The organism is Pseudoalteromonas sp. MQS005, assembly GCF_001661605.1.
In the GTDB taxonomy this organism is placed as follows: domain Bacteria; phylum Pseudomonadota; class Gammaproteobacteria; order Enterobacterales; family Alteromonadaceae; genus Pseudoalteromonas; species Pseudoalteromonas tetraodonis.
Window position 1 is genome coordinate 36,629 of the sequence record NZ_LYRQ01000039.1, and the last position, 9,219, is coordinate 45,847.

Consider the following 9,219-nt stretch of genomic DNA (forward strand, 5'->3'; position numbering starts at 1 on the left):
CAGTGCTGTAAACCAATACAGCACTGTAATTTATTTTTGAACTTCTAATTTTTCCACGTCTTCTGCACTTATTTGGCTCTTTATCTTAATTTTTTTTGCGTGCTTGTTTAAAGATAAAATTTCGTCGCAAAAAGCAGCTGTTGGATAGACAGTGTATTTGTAATCAACAATTTCACCGTTGCAGTCTTTTGCAGCCTCATTGTCATACTTTTCAATTATGCCTGCTTCAATCAGATCTTGCATTGTTGTGGTCATATTTCTTCGAATTGCTATAAGTCTATTTTTTTGAATGTCTTCTGACTCAATTGAACCAAATTTAATCATTATTCTCTTTAGCATGAAATGGTACGTTTTTTCGGGGCTCGCAAATCGAAACATCGTATATAATCTTGTTGTTAACCAGCTTGAGAGCGTTCTTTTAAATTGCTGTGCCTGGTTAAAGTAGTAGCCTTTGTATGAAACTGTTTCTATTTGTTGTGCCATATACTCATTTAGAAAAACGATACAACGCTCTGAAGACCTACCCTTTTTATTACTAAAATGGATAGCCCCTAAATACGGCATTTTTGCTTCATTAGAAACCACATCCCCGTTCTCAGATGTAGATGTGTAGTTAAAAGAAAGTTGACTACCTGACAAGATAAGTAATGCTTCTTTTAGTTCAACATTTGAAAGAGTCTGCTTTACGCTCTTGAGTTCATTTTGCAACTCCTTCATCGTGAAGTGAATAGCATAGCTCGTACCGCTGGTGGCATTTATAAGAGATATATTGCCTTTTGTAGCTAAAGATATTAAAGCCCTTTCAACCTTCTCCTCCCGATCGGATGGCCAAGCAACAAAATCAGATTCTTTGCCCTTTATTACCGCCGGTGATATATCGAGCTGGCCTTTATGTACTAAACCATCAAATTTATCGAGTATTGAACGAGTGTTAATTAATTTATCAGGGGCATCCTTGATATTGTATTTAGTGGTTTTTAATCGCACGAAGCGAGACCATAAATCGTATACAGGAAACGTATTAGATAATGAGTTAGTACTTAAGCCTTCAAAATGCGTATCCGTGAACAGCTTTAGTTGCTCTACTTCGCCGGCTTCTTGCACGACTAAGTTTTTTGAGCTTAAAGTGGGCGGTAAGTTATTAACTGTAAATTTTTTCTTCTTCATAAAGCAATTATCCAATCTCATATACTTCTAATATATCAAAGCGCTATTCATTTAACAGGAATTACGCTTATATTTTTTCAAATGTTTAATTTTCAACAACTTAAAGTGGAGGAACTACGATCTGATTATTTAAAGCCACATAAAAAAAAAGGAGGAACTGCGATCTGAAAATAAAAATTGGGATTTATAAGAGAGGAAATGCGATCTGAAAATTGAAATAGACGCCCTTATAAAGGAGGAATTGCGATCTGAAAGCAATAATTTAGCAGTTTTTTTAAGCTAATTTTGAAAATACTACTGTTTTCGATGTTGTGTAGGAAGTATCACTAACATAATCTCTTTCAATTCTTATACAAAAAAGAATGCACGTATAAGAGAGGAATTACGATCTAAAAAAAATAAACCCAAGCGTAACAATTACTTACAACACTTTACCATATATAAAAACTATGAAAGCCAAATAAATATCTATTTTCTAATAAAAATCCTCCACCAGATTCACTCAAGAGTCATTAACGCCTGTGGAAAACCAACATTTAAATAGAGGAACTATGATCTGATAAACGAGGAATTACGATCTGATAGGGGGTGTTGATTGAATAACATACAAGAACCTATTTTATTTGTGGATAAGAAATGGAGGAACTACGATCTGATTCAAATTCAGTGTGGGTAAAATCACCAAAACAGTGAGTAAGTTGTTGATAAAATTATTAATATTTCACCGAAGAAGAGGAACTGCGATCTGATAAGGGAGGAAGTGCGATCTAATAAACGAGGAACTGCGATCTGAATAAAAACTAATTATTTATATGTTTCATAGTCTTACCTCCACTATCCACAGCGCTAACCTAATACTTAACCTATCTATTTAACCATTCTATTCTTTATATTTAAACTTAAGCGATATGAAAATCTAGTAATGAGTTATTTTTTTAATAAAAGCACGTTTATCAAATCAAATGAAAATGGATGCATCTTAATAATAGGACGCAAACATGAATTTTCAAATCTCTTTAAATACAGCAATACAGCTTTTTAACGAGCCGTGTTCAGTAGCTAGTGGAAAAAAGACAAATATTACAGCTTTAGATTACATTCATTTATCAATAGAAAATGGTATTGCAGAAGTTATTGGCACAGACACTCAGGCTCTTATACGCACATCTGCTAACGTGGATGTCGATGAAAATCTTGAAATCTGCATAGAGTCAAAAAAGTTACTTGCTGTGATAACAGGCTGCAATGATAACAGTAAAAATCTAAAGTTTAAGTTTTCACAAGATAAAGTCATTATTAGTTATGCCAGATCAAAAGTCTCAATAGCTACAATAGATAGTGAAGCTTATCCAATACCAGAAATAAAAATACCCAATAAATTTCAATTTAACTGCAAAACTGAGGAGTTGAAAGTCGCTCTTTCTAATATTTTGTATGCAAAAGCTAACAATGACTCAAGAGCTTTTTTGAATCACGTTAGCTTTAATATACAAGGTAAATCAATGGCTTTATATGCAAGTGATGGGCATAGGCTGGCATCAAATACTGTAACCGTTGAAGAAAGTTCGAATGACTTGCAAGGTCTTATTCCATCGAAATTGGCTGAAATGATTTTGCAACTACCACAGTCAGAGCTTGTAAGCTTTTTCTTTGATTCAAGTCACTTTTTTTGTGTAAGCAATAATACTGTCATAGCTTCAAAATTTGTCGCAACTCAATTTACAGATGTTACACATATTTTAAATACTAATTTAATTGCTACAGCCACAATTTTGACATCAGATTTAATAGGGTCTGTTAAACGAATAAGAACTTTCTTGAGTGGTGTTTCAATTGCCAAGCTAACGCTTCAAGTTAGTGGTGGTGAATTATTTCTTAATGCCCAAGCTGATAAAGCTAATGTGATTGATGATGTTGTCACTTTAGAAAGCGCTAGCGCTGATTCCGAGCTTACATTTAGTTTAAATCCAAGCTACCTGTTTGATGCTCTAAAGAACGTAAAGTCAAAATCGGTTTCGGTGTCGTTTACGCCTAACTCACTTCTTAAAATTACTGATCCAAACAACCCATATTTAAGCAGTGTAATTATGGCAATGCGTTAATTTAATTAATCCTACCCGATTTTAATAGCTTGTTACCTTTAATGCAGTCAAATAACTCAGGGTTTATATCATGAATAATCAAAATAACATGTCGGTTTTAAACGTTAACCAATTAGTTCCTTTCTCACTAGGGAACTCAAGAGAAAGACATAATGCTCAATCACGCAACAATTTAACCGCTTCAATCAAAGAGGCTGGTGGAGTTTTGCAGCCAATTCTTGTTCGACCTAGCGCTACCGAAGATAAATTTGAGGTTGTGGCAGGTTTTGGGCGTTGGCAAGCTTGTATTGAGCTTGGCTTTGAAGTGCCAGTGTTAATCAAATCTATGACTGACAGTGAAGCCTATGAAGCGCAATTAATTGAAAATTTAGTAAGAGATGATTTAACAATAGTTGACGAGGCTAAAGCAGCTCAAAAATTTATAACCATGTATTCTGGTGATTATACAGCAGCAGCAGAGCGACTAGGCTGGACACAAAAAAAATTAAATGACCGCGTACAACTTTTACGTTGTAGCGAGCAAATCTTAGATGCCTTAAATCAGGACAAGATTAAAATTGGCCATGCGGTTATTTTATCTAGCTTTTCTGAGAAGTTACAAAGCGGCACTTTAGATAAAATCATTAGTGAAAATTGGTCGGTTCAATATTTGAAAGAGCGGGCTGGAAAGGCAAAAAAATTCTTACATACCGCCAAATTTGATACCACCGAGTGTAGCTCTTGCCCTCACAATACCTCACACCAAATAGGTATGTTTGATTTCAATTCTAGCGATAAGGCCGCTTGTGCAAAGCTAGCTTGTTGGAATAAAAAAACTGAACTCTGGCTGCAAGATGCTAAAAAAGTTGCAGAGGATAAGTTTGGTAAAGTTATATTATTGGTTGAGTGTTCTGATAGTGATAGAAATACTGTATCAGCAAGCACAGTTGGTGAGGAGCAATTTAATCAAGGGTGTGCAAACTGTGAGTCAAACGTAGTTGTCATGGATGATAGATATGGCAAAGAGGGTCAAACAATTGAGTCTCAGTGTTTAAATAAAGTATGTTTTACAAGAGTCGTCAAGGCGCATAATCAGCAAGGTAAAACCATAGAGATAGCTGATAAAGATTTTGCCAAGCATAAGGAACAGGTCGATAAAGAGAAAGGTACTGTAGCCGCTAAGAGTGTTTCGGCAAATGCAAAGCCTATTGAGCAGAAAACTCCTAGCGCTGTTCTGGAGTTGGAGAAAAAGCTTATCCATAGTGAAGCACAAAAAATATTCTCAACTGAAACATGGTACATCAACGGTATAGTTTTAGCTTCACTTGCTATTACAACAGGACACAAGCCTGATTTTTTCAAAACGCCAAATAACTTTAATGAAAACGTTATTTCCTGCAAAGATATTGATAGTGGCCGTATACAAAAAGAAATAACACATGCTATTGAAAAGAGCGTAAGTGTTGAAGCAAGTACTGTGGACAATCGCTTTGTATATAATCAGCAAAAGCTAATGATTAGCGCTTTAGCAACCCTAGACAATGCCAGTGAAATATTAACTTCTGCATGGCAACCATCTAAAGCCCTGCTACAAAATTATACAGGCCAAGGCATTAAAGGTTTATGTAGTAGCTCTGGTTTTGAAAAAGCTTTTAACGAATGTGAATCTAACAAGTCCAATAAAGTGACCTTTGCTAAGATTGCAGCAAAATCGAAGTCTGATTTTATCAAGTCTATATTGGCATTTGATTATGATTGGTCTGCGTTCGCACCAGAAACTGTTTTTCAACATCTTAAGTAAACTTCCCGTCCTTTGGGGTTACTGTTTTCGAAGTTGCCCCCTTTTTTTTTCATGTTTAAATAAAACCAACTAAACAAATGAGACTACCGATATGATTGAAGCAATATGTGATTTGATGAAGAAAGCTGGAGCAGAGCAGGTTCAGTTGAATATCAAGCTTACTAATAATGGAGCGCAAGTCGTACTTAATACCAAGCTTCATCCACACGCCTCAAACGACCTTACAGCGACTTTGAATAAAATGACCGAATCTGATAGGCAGGTTAATTTGAATCTTCGCACAGCGCTATCTAGACCTCTTGTAGCTCAAGGCTCTATTGCTGAGTTGGATATAAACTTTGCTGATTACGTTGTTCAGTACACCGATTCATATATACCAGTTGCAAATAGCTTTTGTAACTTAACAGACAATAAAGCGGCATTAGATGCGGCTAACTCGCTTGATGCAACCAGTGTTAAGAGTGCTAGCAAAGCTGCAACTAAAGCGTCTTCCAAAATACCTGAGTTTGAGGAAGAAGATTTTAATGAAGATGCTGAGTCGTTATAGGGGAAATTTATGAATATTATAAGCTTGGACTCATTAAAAAGAAAATTTCTAATTGGAGCAATTGAGTTAGAAGATCCCTTACCGAATGGCTCTCTGGATGAAGTTACGGAGCTTTTATCAACTCAATATGCAATGGTTCGTTTTACACGAATATTTGAGTCGGATGGTGTGTTGTCAGGCTGTGGTAAATTCATGACTTACAACATAAAGCTCCCTCCCGTTAAAACAAATGGGTAAGGCTAATGCTAAAAGACTTTAATGAGCGCATTAATGCGCTCGAACTTAAAATAAATAAAACCAATAGTTTAAAGGGCGAAAATTCGGAATGTTCATACCAAGCAAAGAAATCACTATCGTTGAGTGTTTACAAACCAATACCCTGCCCACTCAAAGGGGCGGTACTCCCACCCGTAATGTAACGTTACCTCACCAAGCTCTGTATGGTGCTATTCCTCAGTTAGATGAACAGTCGTTAAATAGATTGGTAGCGGATGAATTAAAAGCAGACGGAAGTTTGGAGGTATTACAAACAAAATGGAAAGATTGGAAAGGCTTTTTAAGTGGTGTCGATCTTCACAGCTTGAGTGATGATTTATTAGATAAAACATTATCATCTGAATTTGGTTCTATTGATCAGGCCATTAATCTACGCAAATGTCATGATGACGCAATATTAAAACTGAATGCAATTTTGGATTCCTATACTGCCTCTATAGGTAGCAAGTTTAGAAATAAAGGTCAGGTTATTTGTGATGGTATTTCACAATATATTGAAAGTAATCTGGCGCTTTCTATTGAGTCTACTTTTTATGAGCGGTTTTTTGACACAGCGCATTCAGAAAGAGCAGCTTTGGCACTGGTTCATAATTCAGGTGTATCCGTAGTAGATATTGATTTAGCAAGATGTCCTAAGCCGTTAAGAGATTTAGCTATTGTGTTTATACAGGAGCTTACAATAATTGGCGGGTATTGTTGTTCAACAGATTTGTTTTATCAAATGAGTCATGATGTAGATTTGATTGAGCATTGCCAAGAGCTTAGTTTCTTGGAAAGAGATAAGCTAAAGGGTGTTATTTATGATGATGATATTGCATTGGATTATCTTATTGAAAACCATTCTGAACTAGTTGATGAGTGCAAGGAAATGTATGGTGATACCGAGTATTTAATTTACAATTTACGCGATGTATTGGATATTAATTTTGATATAAATAAAGATAATAGGTTAAAACATTTGCATGTAGATGGTGATGTGAAAGCTTCATTATTAAATATACAACAAGTTCTCCAGTATTGGCTGGAAACTCAAAACCCGATTATTTCTCACCCTATTCACACGAAAATAGTAGCGTGTATCTCTATAATACTTGAAGAACTTAAGCCGCGATTAGTCAATGCTTTTCATATTTGTTCCGATGCCTCAGTATCTGATTTGCGAATAATTTCCTTTGATTTTGATAATGATAAATCTGCGATTGAGAGTGTATCAAATTACCACAATGATATGTGTGAAGATGCAGCGTTAACGATAGATTTAACTAATAAGAATGCCATTGAAGTTCTAAAGCAATATAGGTTGGTTGATCAGGTTTTAGGAGTTTTAGTTAGCGAGTGAGCGCGATTTAAGAATGTTGTTACTCTAGTTTCAAGTTAATTAATTGGAGCAACCAATGAGTATCCCCCAACCCCAAATTGCATTAGTCTTTCATGGTTCAAGTGCCAGCAGTATATCATGTGTGACAAGGCACGAAATAGATAAAGAGTCAGGGTTAAAGCTCGGGAAATATGTCGAACTTGAAGATTGCATTTCTCTAATGCAGTCACAGTTATCAGATAAAACTATATCCGATAATGGTATTGTTATTCAGCCACAAAATATCCTAGTAAACTCTCGTGAATTTTTGATTTGGCATAAACGATCTCATCAAGGTGAGTTCTGGTTCAGAGATGCGAAAAGAAAATTGAGATTTGACGTTAATTACCCATCTTTTTTGTTTGTGCTTGATAAAAGATCTTCCAATTCATTGAGTGTTTTTACATTACCCTCTAATTCACGCCCCACCCTTAAAACTCATCTTTATCATGCGCCTGTTATGAATGTGTACAGTGGTGGCTTGCTATGTCTTGGGAGTGCTGTTCTTCCAGAAAATCAGCTAGTGCCAACTGAACTTTATTTAAATGAGGTTGAGTCAGCATTGTTTCATTCTTATTTTACGCACGTGAACCACGCAGCAACATTAAAAGCTAAGGGTGGTGTGAATACATCTCAGCAGCTTATGTTTTGGCAGAAGAAATCCGAGTCCAATGGGAAAATAAAAATGAGTGAACTTAATCGTTATATGAGATTGGGTGAATATTTAAAATCAATTGGTTGTAAGTAATCCATTTTTAATCTGATTGTGAAATATACACAATGTATGAACGGTCATCATTAGCAGAGGCGCATTTTATGAATACTTTTTACACACCTGAATCATGGCTTGAAAATGAAATAAATATTATTGTTGTTGGGGCGGGTGGAACTGGCTCTGCGCTGCTTACAGAGTTGAGTCAAATTAATTATATGATTTCTGCAATAACTGAGCAGCAGGTAAGCTTGAATGTTGAAGTCTATGATGCTGATATTGTTACTCAATCAAATATCGGGAGACAGGCGTTTCACGTGTCTGATCTTGGTATGAATAAAGCTGATGTTCTCGTATCTAGGTTGAATATGTATGCTGGCACTAACTGGACTTCAATTCCACATAATTTTATTCCAACTGACGCTAGTGTTGCTCGTACGGATTTGATTATAACCTGTGTTGACAAAGCAAAAGTAAGAGCTGATATAGGGCGCTTTTTTAAAGAAGATGCATCATCGTTTTGTGTTAGAAAAAACCTATTGTGGTTAGATACTGGAAATGATTCATCCACAAGTCAAGTTGTTCTTGGTCATGCTTTAGATGTTGAGAATAAGCTCCCAAATGTATTTGATTTGTACCCGCAGTTAGAAAGTATTGAAGATATTGATGAGGACTCTTGTAGTCACGTAGACGCTTTACGTAAGCAAAGCTACGGTATTAATAAGAAAACTGCTTTAGAGGCCACAGGTTTGATTTGGAAGTTATTGAGGGAGGGATCTATTTCGCATCATGGTTCATTCATTGACCTAAACTGTGCAACAGTCAAACCTTTGAAAATAGATCCTATAAATTGGGCGATACTAGGTTATAAAGAGCAGGCTTAAAGCTTGCTCTCACTCTCCCCAAGAAACGCTATAGCTTCTTCTTTAGCTTCTTTACCGTTTTTAATCACAGTTACCACCACATTAAGAAGGTAGCCAGCAATTAACGTTGGTATCATAAGCTTTATAGCACCCGCCAAACTAAGTGAGTCCACCATTAAATATGTAGCTGCGCCTAAGGATAAAAATAACGTTGCTAATAAGAACTGGTAGCTTAAATTTACTTGATCTTTATGGTTTCTTTTTGAGTTTTTACCGCTTAGGGTAATAAGTAATTTTGGTAATGTTTTCATTCGAAATCCTAATTGTTTAATAGCAGATTTGATAATAAAAGAATAAGGGTTGCTTTATTTTCAGATAAATATCTAATTTCTTATTTTTTTTTATAATTGCTCAC

Annotated in this window: 9 protein-coding genes; 7 read left to right on the plus strand and 2 right to left on the minus strand. The window is 35.7% G+C overall.

The window, feature by feature from the left end:
- Positions 1-30: 30 nt before the first annotated feature.
- Positions 31-1,167, minus strand: coding sequence for a hypothetical protein (locus A9479_RS13680; protein WP_064663701.1), 1,137 nt, complete (start codon positions 1,165-1,167; stop codon positions 31-33).
- A gap of 998 nt (positions 1,168-2,165) precedes the next feature.
- Between A9479_RS13680 and A9479_RS13685 the strand changes: the two genes are divergently transcribed.
- The 7 genes from A9479_RS13685 to A9479_RS13715 all read left to right on the plus strand — a co-directional run bounded on the left by A9479_RS13685 (position 2,166) and on the right by A9479_RS13715 (position 8,825).
- Positions 2,166-3,269 carry a DNA polymerase III subunit beta gene (locus tag A9479_RS13685; RefSeq protein WP_064663702.1) on the plus strand — a complete coding sequence of 368 codons (1,104 nt, stop codon included), beginning with the start codon at positions 2,166-2,168 and terminating at the stop codon, positions 3,267-3,269.
- Positions 3,270-3,339: 70 nt separating this feature from the next.
- Positions 3,340-5,049: a PRTRC system ParB family protein gene (locus A9479_RS13690; RefSeq protein WP_064663703.1), complete on the plus strand. Its 1,710-nt coding sequence runs from the start codon at positions 3,340-3,342 to the stop codon at positions 5,047-5,049.
- 91 nt (positions 5,050-5,140) lie between these two features.
- The gene (locus tag A9479_RS13695; RefSeq protein WP_064663704.1) at positions 5,141-5,596 is read left to right on the plus strand and encodes a hypothetical protein; all 456 of its coding nucleotides are present in this window, start codon (positions 5,141-5,143) and stop codon (positions 5,594-5,596) included.
- 9 nt (positions 5,597-5,605) lie between these two features.
- Positions 5,606-5,833 carry a hypothetical protein gene (locus A9479_RS13700; RefSeq protein ID WP_064663705.1) on the plus strand — a complete coding sequence of 76 codons (228 nt, stop codon included), beginning with the start codon at positions 5,606-5,608 and terminating at the stop codon, positions 5,831-5,833.
- Positions 5,834-5,921: 88 nt separating this feature from the next.
- Entirely contained in the window at positions 5,922-7,211 is a 1,290-nt protein-coding gene (locus tag A9479_RS13705; RefSeq protein ID WP_064663706.1) for a hypothetical protein, read from the plus strand.
- Positions 7,212-7,266: 55 nt separating this feature from the next.
- Complete coding sequence (locus A9479_RS13710; protein WP_064663707.1) at positions 7,267-7,977, plus strand: hypothetical protein; 711 nt, start codon at positions 7,267-7,269, stop codon at positions 7,975-7,977.
- A gap of 68 nt (positions 7,978-8,045) precedes the next feature.
- The gene (locus tag A9479_RS13715; protein ID WP_064663708.1) at positions 8,046-8,825 is read left to right on the plus strand and encodes a PRTRC system ThiF family protein; all 780 of its coding nucleotides are present in this window, start codon (positions 8,046-8,048) and stop codon (positions 8,823-8,825) included.
- Here A9479_RS13715 and A9479_RS13720 read toward each other — a convergent pair.
- A complete protein-coding gene (locus tag A9479_RS13720) occupies positions 8,822-9,115 on the minus strand; it encodes a hypothetical protein (protein WP_064663709.1) in 294 nt (97 codons plus the stop codon). The genes A9479_RS13715 and A9479_RS13720 overlap by 4 nt on opposite strands.
- Positions 9,116-9,219 lie beyond the last annotated feature (104 nt).